The following is a 14,145-nucleotide window of genomic DNA, read 5'->3' as shown; positions in this document are numbered from 1 at the left end:
CGCTCGGTACAGATTGCACGGGCCCGGGCGCGACTGCGTCCGGGCCTTGCGCATGTGTCAGCCCCACCGCGCCCGCGCCGCGCGATGGTTTGCCCATTGGCGGATCCTGCGGGCAATTCCGGATTCCTTTCCGGCGCCAACCCCCTTATAGAGAGGGGGATTTCACAGCGGGACGGAACATGGCCGACCGGACGGAAAGCGAAAGTCGCAAATTGCTGCGCCGCCTGCGTGACACGCTGGCCGAGCCCGCCGCGGGGCAAGAGCGGCTGGATCGCATCACGCATCTGATCGCCGATTCCATGCACACCGAAGTGTGCTCGATCTACCTGTTCCGCGACCGCGACACGCTGGAACTGTGCGCGACGGAAGGCCTGCGCCCCGAGGCCGTGCATCAGACCCGGCTGCGGGTTGGCGAAGGCCTTGTCGGTCGCGTCGCCAAGACGGCCGCGCCGATCAACACCGCGAACGCGCCCGCCGAAAAGGGCTTCCGCTACATGCCCGAGACGGGCGAGGAAATCTATTCCTCCTTCCTTGGCGTCCCGATCCAGCGGCTTGGCGAACGCCTGGGGGTTCTGGTTGTCCAGTCCAAGGAAGCCCGCGCCTTTTCCGACGACGAGGTCTATGCGCTGGAAGTCGTTGCGATGGTTCTGGCCGAAATGGCCGAACTGGGCGCCTTTGTCGGAGAGGGCGAGGCCCTGTCGGCACTGCACCAGCGCCCGGTCATGATCCGCGGCACGACCGCGCAGGAGGGCGCGGCCATTGGCCATGTCTGGCTGCATGAACCGCGCGTCGTCGTGACCAATCCGGTCGCCGACGACCCCGAGCGCGAGCGCAAGAGGCTGCATGATGCGGTCGAACAATTGCGCATTTCGGTCGATTCCATGCTGACCATGACCGACGCGCAGAACCCCGAACAGCGCCAGGTTCTTGAAGCCTATCGCATGTTCGCCAATTCGCGCGGCTGGATGCGGCGAATGGAAGAAGACATCGCCGCGGGTCTTTCCGCCGAAGCCGCCGTCGAGAAAGAGCAATCCATCGCGCGCGCGCGTCTGGAAACGGTGCCCGACCCCTATCTGCGCGAACGTCTGCACGATCTGGATGACCTGTCGAACCGGCTGCTGCGCATTCTGACCGGTCAGGGCAACGACACGGGCGCCCAGATGCCCGAAGATCCGATTCTTGTCGCGCGCAATATCGGGCCGGCAGAGCTGCTGGATTACGGGCGCAAGCTGAAAGGTGTCGTACTGGAGGAAGGCGCCGTCGGCTCTCATGCGGCGATCGTCTGCCGGGCGCTTGCGATCCCCCTGGTCATTCATGCCGCGCGTGTCACGACCGAAGCCTTGAATGGCGATCCGATTTTGGTCGACGGCGACCAGGGAATCGTTCACCTGCGCCCCGATGATGCCGTCGCCGCGGCTTTCCGTGACAAGGTCGCGATGCAGGCCAGCGCCCAGAGCCGCTATGCCAGCTTGCGCGACAAGCCTGCCACGGCGCGCTGCGGGACGACGATTTCGCTGCACATGAATGCCGGCCTGATGGCGGACCTGCCCTCGCTCAAGGGGTCCGGCGCCGAAGGCGTCGGACTGTTCCGGACCGAGCTGCAGTTCCTGGTGCGCAGCAACGTTCCCAAACGCGGCGAACTGGCCCGAATCTACGCCGGCGTGATGGATGCCGCGGCGGGCAAGCGCGTGGCATTTCGCACGCTCGACATCGGGTCGGACAAGGTGCTGCCCTACATGAAGCGCGTGCCGGAACCGAATCCGGCGATGGGATGGCGCGCGATCCGCTTGGCGCTGGACCGGCCCGGGATCCTGCGGATGCAACTGCAGGCCCTGCTTCGCGCCGCCAGGGGTCATCCCTTGGCCGTGATGTTTCCCTTCGTGGCCGAACCGTCCGAATTTCGCACCGCCCGTGACATGCTGCTGGCCGAGGTCGAGCGCGAACGCGCGCTTGGCCATGTTCTGCCGCAAAAGCTGGAAATCGGGGCGATGCTGGAGACCCCGTCACTGGCCTTTGCTCCCCGAAGCTTCTTCGAAGAGGTCGATTTCATCTCGGTCGGGGGCAACGACCTGAAGCAGTTCTTCTTTGCCGCCGACCGCGAGAACGAGGCCGTAAGGCGGCGCTATGACATGCTGAACGGGTCGTTCATGCGATTCCTGATGACGATCGTCGAGCGTTGCGCCGAAACCGGAACGCCCCTGTCATTCTGCGGCGAAGACGCGGGCCGCCCGATCGAGGCGGTCAGCCTGGCCGCGATCGGGTTCAGGACATTGTCGATGCGCCCGGCCTCGATCGGTCCGGTCAAGCATCTTGTTCGACGCGTGAACCTGCGCGAACTGGGGGAAATGATCCGCGCGGAATGCGACGCGGGAACAGACAATCTGCGACCCGCGATCACGGCCTGGCTGGCAGCGAATACCGAATCCGCCGAAGCCTAATCGGTCCCAACGCGCTGCTTGCGCCCCTCGTCAAGCAATGCGCGGCGAAAGGCGGCCTCGACCGGTTCGTGGCCATGATCCAGCGAAAGCCGCATCAACCCAAAGCGTACATGCGCCATTTCGCGATAGTAACTCAGGAAGGCCAGGTTGACGCCCGCCCCTGCCGCGGCGCCAAGCACCGGCACGGCCTGGCTGGCCAGCTTGCGCGTCAGCACCGCCGCCAGTCCCGGCGCGACCTGCTGGATCAGCACCTGCACGCTGCGGCCGCTCAGCGCAAGCCGCGCGCCAAGAAAGGCGGTATTCACCCCGTCATCATCGGCCAGCGGGCCGCCCGCGCCGAAAATCTCGAGGCACGCAAGGCGCGTCTCGTCTGATTCGGGTGCAAAACCATGTTCCTGCGCGACCTTCTGCATGGCCGAGAAGAACAACGTCACGGTGGCGGGCAGCTCGACAAGCGCGGTTCCCAGCCCGCCCATTCCGCCCAGCGCGCCGCCCGTGGCTGCAGCCACGGCATGCCCCCAATTTCCGGCATCGGGCAATTGGGCGGCGCCGATCCGCCCCGCGGCGTGATAGGCGCGCTCCAGAAGTCCCTCGGTTCCAGTCATGACCAGCCGCGCGACCGAAGGTGGCAGAAAGTTGAGCTGTTTCTCCAGCCCACCCCCCAAGGAATTAATCGCCCGAATGACCGGCCCGTTCGCCCGCCGCATGCGGCGCACATAGTCGGCGACCCGCGCCCGTGCCTGGGGCGGCAGCGAATGACCGGGGTCCGGCAGCGACCCGTTGCCGGGCTGTGTTTCGATGGCCTTGCTCATGACATGAAGATGGGGGCCGAAGGAACCTGGGTCAATCGGCACCAGGACATGCGCGCATGACGGCGCCGGTTACACCCTCCCACGCGCCTGTACGCAGTTCCAGGCCCAGAACCCGATCCGGGTTGGTGGGGGGCGGCATCACGACCCCGTCAAGGCGCCGGAAACCGAAACGCTGGTAATAGGGCAGATCGCCCACCAGCAGCACCCGTTCCCAGCCCAGTCGTGCGGCCTCGGCCAGGCTTTGCAGGATCAGCATCGCACCCAGCCCCTCGCCCTGCCGCGTCGGATGAACGGCGACAGGACCCAGCAGCAAAGCGTCTTGTCCTCCCACCCGGACCGGCCAGTACCGGATTGCCGCCGCCAGGATGCCCTCGCCATCGCGCAAGATCAGGCACAGGTCGCGGACCGGATCCACCCCCTCGCGCAAGCGATAAGAGGACAGTGCCGTCCGTCCCGGCGCAAAACACAGGTCGTACAGGGCCTCGACTTCGGGTTCGTCGGCCTCGCTTTCCTGCTGCAACCTGTACATTGCGGCACCCCCTCTTGGCGAATCCGCTGGCAATCGGCCCTATCATGGGGAAATTGTCGGTTCAAACCGGATCGGAGACACGCATGTTCTATCGTCCGCAGGACGGCCATGGCCTGCCCCACAACCCGTTCAACGCGATCGTCGCCCCGCGCCCCATCGGATGGATCGCCACGCGCGGCCGGCTGGGCGACAATCTTGCGCCCTATTCATTCTTCAACGCGGTGGCCTATACGCCGCCACAGGTCATGTTCGCCTCGACCGCGCGCAAGGACAGCTTGCGAAATATCGAGGAAACCGGTGTCTTTTCGGTCAATATCGTCGCTTCCGAAATGGCCGAGCGCATGAACCTGACCTCGGCCACGCTTCCGGCCGGAACGGACGAATTCATCCATGCCAGTGTGCCAAAGGCCGAATGCGAAACCATCGATTGCCCCCGCGTGGCGGATTCGCCCGCCGTTCTTGAATGCACCGCGCGTCAGATCCTGCGGCTGGAGGGCCCCGACAATCACATGGTCATCGCCGAGGTCACCGGCATCCACATGCGCGACGATTGCCTGCGCGACGGCCGGTTCGATCTGACACTGGTCCGGCCGCTCGCGCGCTGCGGATATCGCGATTACGCCCGGATCGATTCGGTCTTCGAAATGCCACGTCCCGACGAGGCATGAGACCCCTTTGCCGCGCGCCCCTCGCGCACTAACCTGCCGGCGACAACGACGCCAGAACAGGAGGCTGGGGAATGGAAACCATGATCGGCGTGATCGGCGGCTCGGGCGTCTATGACATCGCGGGGCTCGAGGATGCGCGCTGGGTCAGCGTGGACACGCCATGGGGCAAGCCCAGCGACCAGATCCTGACGGGTCGGCTGGGCGGCATGCGCATGGCCTTTCTTCCACGCCACGGGCGGGGGCACGTGCATTCGCCCTCGACCGTGCCGTATCGGGCGAATATCGACGCGCTCAAGCGCCTGGGTGTGACCGACGTGATCGCGGTGTCGGCCTGCGGAAGCTTTCGCGAGGAGATGGCGCCAGGCGATTTCGTGATCGTCGATCAGTACATCGACCGCACGCATCTGCGCGAAAAGTCATTCTTTGGCACCGGCTGCGTGGCCCATGTCAGCCTTGCCCATCCGACCTGCGCGCGCCTTTCGGCGCTGTGCCTGCAGGCCGCGCGCGCGCTGGACCTGCGCGTGCATGAACGGGGCACCTACCTGGCGATGGAGGGGCCGCAATTCTCGACCCGCGCCGAAAGCCTGATGTATCGCGACCATTGGGGCGCCGACATCATCGGCATGACCGGAATGCCCGAGGCGGCGCTGGCCCGCGAGGCCGAGCTTTGCTATGCCTCGGTCGCGATGGTCACCGATTATGATTGCTGGCATCCCGACCACGATGCGGTAGACGTGGCTGCTGTCATCAAGACCGTCGGCCAGAACGCCGCGAATGCCCGGGCGCTGATCGCCGCCTTGCCGGGTCTTTTGTCGTCCCGTCACGCGGCCTGCCCGCAGGGCTGCGACCGGGCGCTGGACCACGCGATCATGACCGCACCCGACCGGCGCGACCCCCGGCTGCTTGCCCGGCTTGACGCCGTGGCCGGACGCGTTCTGGGTGCGCAGACCTGACCAGCCGAAAGGATCCCCATGAAAAAGACCGTCAAGGACTACATCCGCACGATCGCCGATTTCCCGCACGAAGGAATCATGTTCCGCGACGTGACCACGCTGTTTGCCGACGCGCGCGGGTTCCGCATGGCGGTGGACCAGCTCTTGCACCCGTTCGCAGGGCAGCGGATCGACAAGGTCGTCGGGCTGGAGGCGCGCGGTTTCATCCTGGGTGGCGCGGTTGCCCATCAGCTGGCGACGGGCTTCGTCCCGATCCGAAAGAAGGGCAAGCTGCCCGGCGCGGTGATCAGCCAGGCCTACAAGCTGGAATATGGCGAAGCGGTGATGGAGATCCATGACGACGCCCTGCAACCCGGCGAGAAGGTCCTGATCGTCGACGACCTTCTGGCCACGGGCGGCACCTGTGAAGCCGCGATCAAGCTTTGCGAACGGCTGGGCGCCGAGGTCGTGGGCTGTGCCTTTGTCGTCGATCTGCCCGAACTTGGCGGTCATCGCCTGCTGGAACAGATGGGGATGAACGTACACGTCCTGTGCGAATTCGAGGGAAGTTGAGCGTCGTTAACCCGTTGAAAAGGTCCGCGTGGCAACGTAACCGGGCAGGCAGCGACAGGATCGTGGTTCGCAGAATTGAGCCACTACTCAACGGTTTCGCCCGCACGCGTTCGTTGGGCCCCGCCGTCTCTCTCCGGCGGGGCCTTTTCAAGAAAGGATCTTGTCTGGCCAAGCCGGCCCGATCACCGCACCGGGATTGAGGATCCCCACCGGATCTAGCACCGCCTTGATCGCCCGCATCGCTGCAAGCTTCGTCGGATCGCCGTAACGCTCAAGCTCGGCGCGCTTGGCGCGGCCGATACCGTGTTCGGCGCTGATCGATCCCCCGTAGCGATCGACAAGGTCATGAACCCGCCGCTGGATTTCGTCTGCCTGCGCCCGGTAGGTCTGCGCGCTGTTGCCTGCGGGTGGAAAGACGTTGAAATGCAGGTTTCCGTCGCCCAGATGGCCGAAGCAGTTCACGCGGAACGGCCCGATCTGACCCACGGCACGGGTGGCCTCGCGCACGAAATTTCCGATCTCGCCCAAGGGAACCGCGATATCGTGCGAGACGATCGCGCCGATCCGGCGATTGGCCAGCGGTATCGATTCGCGCATGGTCCAAAGGGCCTGCGCCTGGGATTCGGACTGCGCGATGACGCCATCCGACAGCAGCGCACGCTCTGCGCCTGCCTGCAGGATGGTTTCCATGGTGCTGGCCGGATCGACGCCGCGGGGCAGACCCAGTTCGACCAGTGCCGACCATTCCGGAATCGGATCGAAGGGCTGGCGCAGATCGGGCATCACCTCGTGCAGGAAGTGCAGCCCCTGCCCGCTGATCAGTTCGAAGCTCGTGACATTGCCGCCGGTGTGGTCCTGCGCCAGGGACAGAAGGCTCAATGCCGCTTCGGGCGACGGAACCTGAACCAGCGCCGTGGCGCGACCCGCGGGGATCGGCCAAAGCCGCAGCACCGCCGCCGTGATGATGCCCAGCGTCCCCTCGGAACCGATGAGCAGGTCCTTCAGGTCATAGCCCGTATTGTCCTTGCGCAGCCGTTTCAGACCATGCAGCACCGATCCATCGGCCATGACGGCCTCGATCCCAAGACACAGCTCGCGCGCATTGCCATAGCGCAAGACGTTGACCCCGCCGGCATTCGTCGCAAGCACCCCGCCGATCCGCGCCGTGCCCTCGGAGGCGAGCGAAAGCGGAAACAGCCGGCCCGCCGCCTGCGCGGCCTCCTGCGCGGCGGCAAGCGTCATGCCCGCCTCGACGATCATCAGCCCTTCCTCGGGCCAGATGCCGCGCAGATTGTTCATCCTCTCGAGCGACAGGATCAGCGGCGCGGGACCATCGGGCACGATCTGCCCCAGAACCAGCCCCGTCCCTCCGCCGAAGGGCACCAGCCCCACCCGCGCGCTCGCGCAGGCGCTCAGGATCGTGGCGACCTCTGCTACGCTGCGCGGACGGGCCAGCACGGCTTGCGGCGTGCGCGCCCGCCCGCGCGGATCTTCCAGGTGGCGCGGCTCTGCCGGTCCGATCGTATCGGGCGGAAGCCGCTCGGCAAGGCGCTGGGCAAAGGTTGCGTCGGCAGGGTTCAGCATGGGATGATGAAGCACGGCAGAAACGGGCTGCGCAAGCGCGGCGATGGCCTAGCCGCGCCCGATATCGGTGCGACCGCGCCGGTCGCCCCGAAGATTCGCGTACAGCACATGATTTCGCCAACGCCCGTTGATCTGGAGATAGCTTTGCGCGACGCCTTCGTACTTGTAGCCACATTTTTCCAGCAAGGCACGCGAGGCGGCATTTTCCGGCAGGCAGGCGCTTTCCAGCCGCGACAGGTCCAGCACCGTGAAACAATGATGGATGACGGCACGCAGGGCTTCGGCCATGTATCCCTGGCGCGCATGGGGTTGACCGATCCAATAACCGATCGTGCCGGCCTGGGCCGGGCCCCGACGGATATTGTCCACCGTGATCGCGCCCAGAAGCACCTGGTCCTCGCGCCGGATCAGGAACAGCGGCAAAGCGGTTCCCTGTGTTTCGGCCCGCTGCGCCCAATAGACACGATTGGTAAAGGCCCGGCGGCTGAGATGGTCGGGCGCCCATGTCGGCTCCCATGGGGTCAGGAAGTCCCGGCTTTGCGCGCGCAGGGCGGCCCAGGCACGATAATCGGTATGTTGCGGCAGGCGCAGGGTCATGCGCTCGGTTTCGATGCGGACCCTGCGACGGCGCAGAAACATCAGGCAGCCAACCTTTCGCGCAGGGCGTCGATGTGCGGCGCGCCGTCTGCCGGACCATACAGCGCCATTGCCATGTTCGGCGTTTCGGCCAATCGCGCGGCAAATCTGCGCACGTCATCGCGCCCGACAGCATCGATCAGCGCCGCCGTTTCCGCCGGGTCAGGCACCCGGCCCCAGATCGCAAGCGACCGCGCCATTCGCTCGGCCCGCGCCGAAGGACGCTCCAACCCCATCAGCAACCCGGCCTTCAACTGGGCCCTGGCCCGTGCAACCTCGGCTTCGGACATGTCGTCGGCGGCGCGCTTCAGCTCGTCCATCGTCAGGGTGGACAATTCCGCGATTTCCGAGCCCGACGTTCCGGCGTAGATCGAGATCATGCCGGTATCCTCGTAGCTGCCCGCCTGCGCGTGGATCGCATAGGCAAGCCCGCGCTCTTCGCGGATCGTCTGGAACAGGCGCGAGGACATGCCCCCGCCCATTGCCGTCGCATAGACCTGGGCGATGTAGTAATCGTCATCACGCACCGAGGGGGCCGGAAAGGCCATCGTCAGGTGGACCTGTTCCAGGTCCTTGACCTCGCGTCTTTCACCCCCGCCCCAGCGGGCTGGATCGAACTCTCCGCCGCCTCGCGGCGCAAGCGCGCCAAAGGCCGCCTCGGCCAGACGTACGATCTGATCGTGTTCGACCGCGCCGGCCGCGGCCACGATCATGCGGTCGGGCCCGTAATGTTCGGCCACGAATGCCCGCAGGTCCTCGGCGTCGAACCGTTCCACCAGCTTTGCCGGCCCCAGGATCGTGCGACCCAAGGGCTGATCGGGATAGGCGACCTCCTGCAACCAGTCGAAAATGACGTCATCGGGCGTATCGAGCGCCTGGCCGATCTCTTGCAGGATGACATGGCGTTCGGTTTCGATGTCGGCATCCCGGAACAGCGGGTTCAGCAGGATATCGGACAGGACATCGAAGGCGCGCGGTACGTCCTGGCGCAGGACACGCGCGTAATACGCCGTCATCTCGCGCGAAGTGTAGGCGTTCATGTAGCCCCCGGTGTCCTCGATCTCCTCGGCGATCTGGCGCGCGCTGCGGCGGGACGTGCCCTTGAAAGCCATGTGCTCGAGGAAATGCGCGATACCGTTCTGTTCGGCACGCTCATGGCGCGCACCCGCCCGGATCCAGATGCCGATACTGGCCGATTCCAGTCCCGGCATCCGTTCGGTGACGACGCGCAGGCCATTGTCCAGGGAAGTCAGTTCGGTGCTCATCGTCTGCGCCTTTGCTGAATCAGGTTTTCGATGGCCGACAGGTCATTGGGAACCGAGGTCACACGTTCGGGGCGCGAGAAGAGATCCGACATGCGATCGGGCAGTGCGGGCCGCTCACCGGTCGCCTGCTCCACCGCATCGGGGAACTTCGCGGGATGCGCCGTAGCCAGGGTGATCATCGGGACCGCGGGATCGTGCCGCAATTCTGCCACGGCGATACCGACCGCCGTATGCGGGCATACCAGCTGCCCGGTCGACCGACGGATCCGCGCGATCGTGGCCAGCGTCTGATCCTCGGACACGCGACCCGAGTCAAAGACCTCGCGCAGCGCTTCGCCTGCCCCTTGCGAGACGCTGAAGGCCCCGTTGCGCTTCAATTCGTCCATCAGCTGGGCCACGGCCTTGCCGTCGCGGCCATAGGCATCGAACAGCGCCCGTTCGAAATTCGACGAGACCTGAATGTCCATCGAAGGCGAGATCGACGGCTTGACCCCATCGGGTCGATACTCGCCAGTCGTCAGGCAGCGGTGCAGGATGTCGTTCTGGTTGGTCGCAATCACCAGCCGGTCGATCGGCAACCCCATGCGTCGCGCGACATGGCCTGCATAGATATCGCCGAAATTGCCCGTGGGCACCGTAAAGCTGACCGGCCGGTGCGGGGCACCAAGGGATACGGCCGAGGTAAAGTAATAGACGACCTGCGCCAGGACCCGCGCCCAGTTGATCGAGTTCACACCGGCAAGATTTACTGAATCGCGGAACTCAAAATGGTTGAACATGTCCTTTACGCGCGCCTGGGCATCATCGAAATCGCCCTGAATGGCCAGTGCATGCACGTTGTCCTCGTCCGGCGTGGTCATCTGGCGGCGCTGGACGTCCGACACGCGACCCTCGGGAAACAGGATGAAGACATCGACATTGGGCAGGCCACGGAAGGCCTCGATCGCGGCTGAACCGGTATCGCCCGAGGTCGCACCGACGATGGTGATCCGCCGCCCGTCACGCGCAAGGGCGATCTGGAACAGCTGCCCGATCAGCTGCATGGCGAAATCCTTAAAGGCCAGGGTCGGGCCGTGGAACAGCTCCAGCAGGAAATGATTGGGCGCCAGTTGCACGATTGGCGCGCGCGCTGCGTGCCCGAACCGGGCATAGGCCCGCTCGATTGCTCCGCGCAGCTCGTCGTCGGTAAAGCTGTCGCCGATGAAGGGCCGGATCACGCGGTAGGCCGCCTCTTCATAGGAAACGCCGGAAAGGGCCGCAATCTCGTCGGGGGACAAGGTCGGAACCGTCTCGGGCACGTACAGGCCACCGTCGCGGGCCAGGCCCGTCAGCATCGCCTCGTCAAAGCCAAGCGTCGGGGCAGCCCCCCGGGTCGAGACATAGCGCATGTCGCCTCCTCAAACGGTTCGTTGCCTGATACGCCACACAAGCACGCCTGTCATCCCCGCCCAGACGACGGCCAGGGAAAACCACGTGATCGCGTAGTTGCGGTGATCGTTGGGGATATGCGAGGTGTCAAGGGCGACCGGCTCGACCCCTTGCAGCTCGCCGGCGATTGCGCGGGCAACGACCATGACCGGTTCTGTTCCTGCCACTCGGGCCATTTCCTGAACATCACGGGCGAACCAGATCCCCGTGGCCTGATCCGGCGGCGGCGTGAACGAGTCGGCGTCATCCGGCCACAGCAGATTGCCAACCACCCACAGCGGCGCAGGCGGGCGCGGGGCATCGCGCAGGGATTCGGGGATGAAACCGCGGTCGAGCAAGATCCGGCGGCCATCCTCGGTCTGGAAGACCGAGATCACCCGAAAGCCGGCCCCCTGCCCCTTTCGGCCCGACAGGACAAGGAATTCCTGGCCGGTGGTGCGGCCGCTTACCCGGACCGGACGATACTGATCATTCCTGGGATCAGGCGACTCGATCTGGGCCAGCGGCACCGGGTCAGCGTTCAGCCGCGCCTCGATTGCGGCGATGACGCCTTCCTTCCATTCGAGCCGGCGCAACTGCCACACGCCCAGCGAAACCAGAATCGCAACACCGCCAAGACCAAGGATCAGCGCGGACAGATATCGTTTCATGCGTCCTCACAGAAAAACGCGGGGGACCGGCCCCCGCGTTCGGCATTCTTCATGCAGGAGCGACTCATCTGCCCCAGATATAGATCGCGGCAAACAGGAACAGCCAGACCACGTCGACGAAGTGCCAGTACCAGGCGGCTGCCTCGAAGCCGACATGCTGTTCCGGCGTGAAGTGGCCCTTCATCGCGCGGATCATGCAGACCAGCAGAAAGATCGTGCCGATGATCACATGCGCGCCGTGGAAGCCGGTCGCCATGAAGAAGGTCGCGCCATAGATGTTGCCCGCGAAACCAAAGGCCGCATGGCTGTATTCATAGACCTGCAGGATCGTGAAGCAGACCCCCAGGAACACGGCAAGGGCAAGACCGTTGACCACGTCCTTGCGGTTGTTTTCATGCACCAGCGCATGGTGAGCCCAGGTCACGGCCGCGCCCGAGCAAAGCAGGATAAGCGTGTTGATCAGCGGCAGATGCCAGGGGTCAAAGGTCTCGATCCCCGCAGGCGGCCAGACGCCATCGACCTTGGGGCTGAGCCCTTCGGGATGCATCGGGTACAGCGCGTGCTTGAAGAAGGTCCAAAACCACGCCGCGAAGAACATCACTTCGGAAATGATGAACAGGATGAAGCCATAGCGCAGGCTGATCCGCACGACCGGGGTGTGTTCGCCGGCATTCGCCTCGCGGATCATGTCCGACCACCAGCCGTACATGACATAGGCAACAAGGATCGCCCCGGCGACAAAGACGAAGGGCGTGATACCCTGCATCCACAGCACCGCGCCGAACAGCATCGTGAAGCCGCCCAGCGAGCCCAGAAGCGGCCAGATTGACGGGGGAAGGATCTGATAGTCGTGGTTCTTGGTATGCGCCATGTCGGTTTCCCTGATTTGGCCTGTGTCTCTGGTTGGCCTCAGTTATAGGTCGTGCCTTCTGTCGACGGAAGTCCCGCCTGCACGTCCGGCAGTTCGGTCTGATAGAAGGTATAGCTGAGCGTGATCTGGTGAACACGGTTGGCATCCGGGTCGTCCACGATTTCGGGATCGACATAGAACACAACCGGCATTTCGACCCGCTCGCCGGGCTGCAATACCTGCTCGGTAAAGCAGAAGCACTGGATCTTGTTGAAGTAATAGCCCGCCACGTCCGGTGCGACATTGTAGCTGGCCGTCCCGGCCACGGGCTTGTCCGTGGGATTGTAGGCCTCGTAGAACGCCATCGCGGTCTCGCCGATACGGACCTTCATGACATTCTGCTTGGAACGGAACTGCCACGGCATGTCGGGGGCGGTATTCGCATCGAAACGCACGCTGATCGTCCGGTCCAGAACCCTGTCCGAGGCCTGTTCGGCCACGTTCGTGGTGCCCCCATAGCCCGTGACGCGGCAGAACCAGTCGTAGAACGGCACCGCCGCCCATGCCAGTGCCCCCATGCCAACGACCACGCCGACCAGCAGCGCAGCGATACGTGCATTTCCGTCCAGACGTTTCATTGCGACGTCTCCTGCGACGCGGGCAGCTTGCCCTCTTCCAGCCGCGACATCTTCACGATGGACAGACCGAAGATCATCAGGACCAGTGCGCCAAGCACCAGGCCCAGCCCCATGTTGCGGCCCAAACGGCGCCGATGAAGATCATGCTCACGATTCAGAGCCATCCCCAGCCTCCGACCCCGAAGGACCTCAGCGATGCATCGACCAGAAGCGCACCGAAATGGGCAAAGAGATAGGCAAGCGAAAGCTTGAAGAACGATTTTTCGATCCGATAGCCATCGGCCTCGGCCTCAGCCTCGTCACGCTGCCGGATCGCCCAGGCGCCGCGCAGGAACATTGCGTTCAGGATGACAGCGGCGAGCAGGGTCACCGGACCGCCTATCGAGCTGAACGCCAGTGCAAACGCCACCGGTACAAGAAGGACCGTGTAGACCAGGATGTGCCGACGCGTGGCCGCGCGGCCATGCGTCACCGTCAGCATCGGCACGCCCGCGCGGGAATAGTCGTCCTTCATGAACAGCGCCAGCGCCCAGAAATGCGGCGGCGTCCACATGAAGATCAGCGCGAACATCAGGATGGATTCGACGCTGACCCCGCCGGTCGCTACGGCCCAGCCGATCATCGGCGGGAACGCCCCCGCCGCGCCACCGATCACGATGTTCTGCGGCGTCAAGCGCTTCAGCCACATCGTGTAGATGACGACATAGAAGAAGATCGTGAACGCCAGAAAGGCCGCGGCAAACCAGTTCGCCGCAAGCCCCAGCATCAGGCAGGACAGGCCGGAAAGACCAAGGCCAAGTCCAAGGGCTTCGCCCTCGCTGACGCGTCCGGACGGAATGGGGCGTCCCATGGTACGGCGCATGACACGGTCGATATCCGCGTCATACCACATGTTCAGCGCGCCGGACGCGCCGCCCCCAAGCGCGATGAGCAGGATCGAGACGAAGGCCACATAGGGATGAACCGGCTGAGGCGCAACCACGAGGCCCACCATCGCCGTGAACACGACCAGAGACATCACGCGCGGTTTCAGCAATTGCACGTAATCGCCGAAACCTGCCTCGCGGCTCTGCTCTATCGCAGTGAAATCGCTCATCCCTGCATCCTCGCGTCCGCGTCAGCAGCGGGCGCCCTCTCTCCCA

General features: G+C 64.7%; 15 protein-coding genes. 4 read left to right on the top strand and 11 right to left on the bottom strand.

The features are described from left to right. The first annotated feature begins 179 nt into the window (after positions 1-179). A complete protein-coding gene (gene ptsP, locus LV82_RS05645; RefSeq protein WP_104069870.1) occupies positions 180-2,438 on the top strand; it encodes a phosphoenolpyruvate--protein phosphotransferase in 2,259 nt (752 codons plus the stop codon). On the opposite strand, the gene LV82_RS05640 is transcribed toward ptsP, so the two are convergent. Next, positions 2,435-3,250 carry an EcsC family protein gene (locus LV82_RS05640; RefSeq protein ID WP_104069868.1) on the bottom strand — a complete coding sequence of 272 codons (816 nt, stop codon included), beginning with the start codon at positions 3,248-3,250 and terminating at the stop codon, positions 2,435-2,437. The genes ptsP and LV82_RS05640 overlap by 4 nt on opposite strands. Before the next feature lie 31 nt (positions 3,251-3,281). Beyond that, complete coding sequence (locus tag LV82_RS05635; RefSeq protein ID WP_104069866.1) at positions 3,282-3,779, bottom strand: GNAT family N-acetyltransferase; 498 nt, start codon at positions 3,777-3,779, stop codon at positions 3,282-3,284. 83 nt (positions 3,780-3,862) lie between these two features. Between LV82_RS05635 and LV82_RS05630 the strand changes: the two genes are divergently transcribed. The 3 genes from LV82_RS05630 to LV82_RS05620 all read left to right on the top strand — a co-directional run bounded on the left by LV82_RS05630 (position 3,863) and on the right by LV82_RS05620 (position 5,952). Continuing rightward, on the top strand, positions 3,863-4,447 hold the full coding sequence (locus LV82_RS05630; protein WP_104069864.1) for a flavin reductase family protein: 585 nt from the start codon (positions 3,863-3,865) through the stop codon (positions 4,445-4,447). Positions 4,448-4,518: 71 nt separating this feature from the next. Then, a complete protein-coding gene (locus LV82_RS05625; RefSeq protein ID WP_104069863.1) occupies positions 4,519-5,400 on the top strand; it encodes an S-methyl-5'-thioadenosine phosphorylase in 882 nt (293 codons plus the stop codon). A gap of 12 nt (positions 5,401-5,412) precedes the next feature. Continuing rightward, on the top strand, positions 5,413-5,952 hold the full coding sequence (locus LV82_RS05620) for an adenine phosphoribosyltransferase (RefSeq protein ID WP_104069861.1): 540 nt from the start codon (positions 5,413-5,415) through the stop codon (positions 5,950-5,952). A gap of 147 nt (positions 5,953-6,099) precedes the next feature. Here LV82_RS05620 and LV82_RS05615 read toward each other — a convergent pair whose 3' ends face one another. The 9 genes from LV82_RS05615 to cyoE form a co-directional block, all read right to left on the bottom strand. Beyond that, positions 6,100-7,536: an FAD-binding oxidoreductase gene (locus tag LV82_RS05615; protein WP_104069859.1), complete on the bottom strand. Its 1,437-nt coding sequence runs from the start codon at positions 7,534-7,536 to the stop codon at positions 6,100-6,102. Between the two features lie 48 nt (positions 7,537-7,584). Then, the gene (locus tag LV82_RS05610) at positions 7,585-8,175 is read right to left on the bottom strand and encodes a GNAT family N-acetyltransferase (RefSeq protein ID WP_104069858.1); all 591 of its coding nucleotides are present in this window, start codon (positions 8,173-8,175) and stop codon (positions 7,585-7,587) included. Beyond that, the gene (locus LV82_RS05605; RefSeq protein WP_104069856.1) at positions 8,175-9,437 is read right to left on the bottom strand and encodes a M16 family metallopeptidase; all 1,263 of its coding nucleotides are present in this window, start codon (positions 9,435-9,437) and stop codon (positions 8,175-8,177) included. The genes LV82_RS05610 and LV82_RS05605 overlap by 1 nt, the downstream gene beginning before the upstream one ends. Then, positions 9,434-10,825 carry a threonine synthase gene (gene thrC / locus LV82_RS05600; protein WP_104069855.1) on the bottom strand — a complete coding sequence of 464 codons (1,392 nt, stop codon included), beginning with the start codon at positions 10,823-10,825 and terminating at the stop codon, positions 9,434-9,436. The genes LV82_RS05605 and thrC overlap by 4 nt, the downstream gene beginning before the upstream one ends. 9 nt (positions 10,826-10,834) lie before the next feature. Further along, positions 10,835-11,515: an SURF1 family protein gene (locus LV82_RS05595; protein WP_104069853.1), complete on the bottom strand. Its 681-nt coding sequence runs from the start codon at positions 11,513-11,515 to the stop codon at positions 10,835-10,837. Positions 11,516-11,579: 64 nt separating this feature from the next. Continuing rightward, entirely contained in the window at positions 11,580-12,386 is an 807-nt protein-coding gene (locus tag LV82_RS05590) for a cytochrome c oxidase subunit 3 (RefSeq protein ID WP_104069851.1), read from the bottom strand. Positions 12,387-12,424: 38 nt separating this feature from the next. Then, complete coding sequence (locus LV82_RS05585; protein ID WP_104069850.1) at positions 12,425-13,003, bottom strand: cytochrome c oxidase assembly protein; 579 nt, start codon at positions 13,001-13,003, stop codon at positions 12,425-12,427. Next, positions 13,000-13,167, bottom strand: coding sequence for a cytochrome C oxidase assembly protein (locus tag LV82_RS05580; RefSeq protein ID WP_104069848.1), 168 nt, complete (start codon positions 13,165-13,167; stop codon positions 13,000-13,002). The genes LV82_RS05585 and LV82_RS05580 overlap by 4 nt, the downstream gene beginning before the upstream one ends. After that, the gene (gene cyoE, locus LV82_RS05575; protein WP_104069847.1) at positions 13,158-14,099 is read right to left on the bottom strand and encodes a heme o synthase; all 942 of its coding nucleotides are present in this window, start codon (positions 14,097-14,099) and stop codon (positions 13,158-13,160) included. Before cyoE ends, LV82_RS05580 begins: the two co-directional genes overlap by 10 nt. Positions 14,100-14,145 lie beyond the last annotated feature (46 nt).

The sequence above is a fragment of the Albidovulum inexpectatum genome, from assembly GCF_002927635.1.
GTDB classification, from domain to species: domain Bacteria; phylum Pseudomonadota; class Alphaproteobacteria; order Rhodobacterales; family Rhodobacteraceae; genus Albidovulum; species Albidovulum inexpectatum.
Note: the sequence above shows the minus strand (reverse complement) of the source record. Positions and strands in the feature narration are given on the sequence as shown.

What these genes read in the sequence shown, in the direction of transcription:
- LV82_RS05610 (WP_104069858.1), bottom strand. Translation starts at nt 8,175, where the DNA reads ATGTTTCTGCGCCGTCGCAGGGTCCGCATCGAAACCGAGCGCATGACC.
- LV82_RS05615 (WP_104069859.1), bottom strand. Translation starts at nt 7,536, where the DNA reads ATGCTGAACCCTGCCGACGCAACCTTTGCCCAGCGCCTTGCCGAGCGG.
- LV82_RS05595 (WP_104069853.1), bottom strand. Translation starts at nt 11,515, where the DNA reads ATGAAACGATATCTGTCCGCGCTGATCCTTGGTCTTGGCGGTGTTGCG.
- thrC (WP_104069855.1), bottom strand. Translation starts at nt 10,825, where the DNA reads ATGCGCTATGTCTCGACCCGGGGGGCTGCCCCGACGCTTGGCTTTGAC.
- LV82_RS05585 (WP_104069850.1), bottom strand. Translation starts at nt 13,003, where the DNA reads ATGAAACGTCTGGACGGAAATGCACGTATCGCTGCGCTGCTGGTCGGC.
- LV82_RS05590 (WP_104069851.1), bottom strand. Translation starts at nt 12,386, where the DNA reads ATGGCGCATACCAAGAACCACGACTATCAGATCCTTCCCCCGTCAATC.
- ptsP (WP_104069870.1), top strand. Translation starts at nt 180, where the DNA reads ATGGCCGACCGGACGGAAAGCGAAAGTCGCAAATTGCTGCGCCGCCTG.
- cyoE (WP_104069847.1), bottom strand. Translation starts at nt 14,099, where the DNA reads ATGAGCGATTTCACTGCGATAGAGCAGAGCCGCGAGGCAGGTTTCGGC.
- LV82_RS05640 (WP_104069868.1), bottom strand. Translation starts at nt 3,250, where the DNA reads ATGAGCAAGGCCATCGAAACACAGCCCGGCAACGGGTCGCTGCCGGAC.
- LV82_RS05580 (WP_104069848.1), bottom strand. Translation starts at nt 13,167, where the DNA reads ATGGCTCTGAATCGTGAGCATGATCTTCATCGGCGCCGTTTGGGCCGC.
- LV82_RS05605 (WP_104069856.1), bottom strand. Translation starts at nt 9,437, where the DNA reads ATGAGCACCGAACTGACTTCCCTGGACAATGGCCTGCGCGTCGTCACC.
- LV82_RS05625 (WP_104069863.1), top strand. Translation starts at nt 4,519, where the DNA reads ATGGAAACCATGATCGGCGTGATCGGCGGCTCGGGCGTCTATGACATC.
- LV82_RS05630 (WP_104069864.1), top strand. Translation starts at nt 3,863, where the DNA reads ATGTTCTATCGTCCGCAGGACGGCCATGGCCTGCCCCACAACCCGTTC.
- LV82_RS05635 (WP_104069866.1), bottom strand. Translation starts at nt 3,779, where the DNA reads ATGTACAGGTTGCAGCAGGAAAGCGAGGCCGACGAACCCGAAGTCGAG.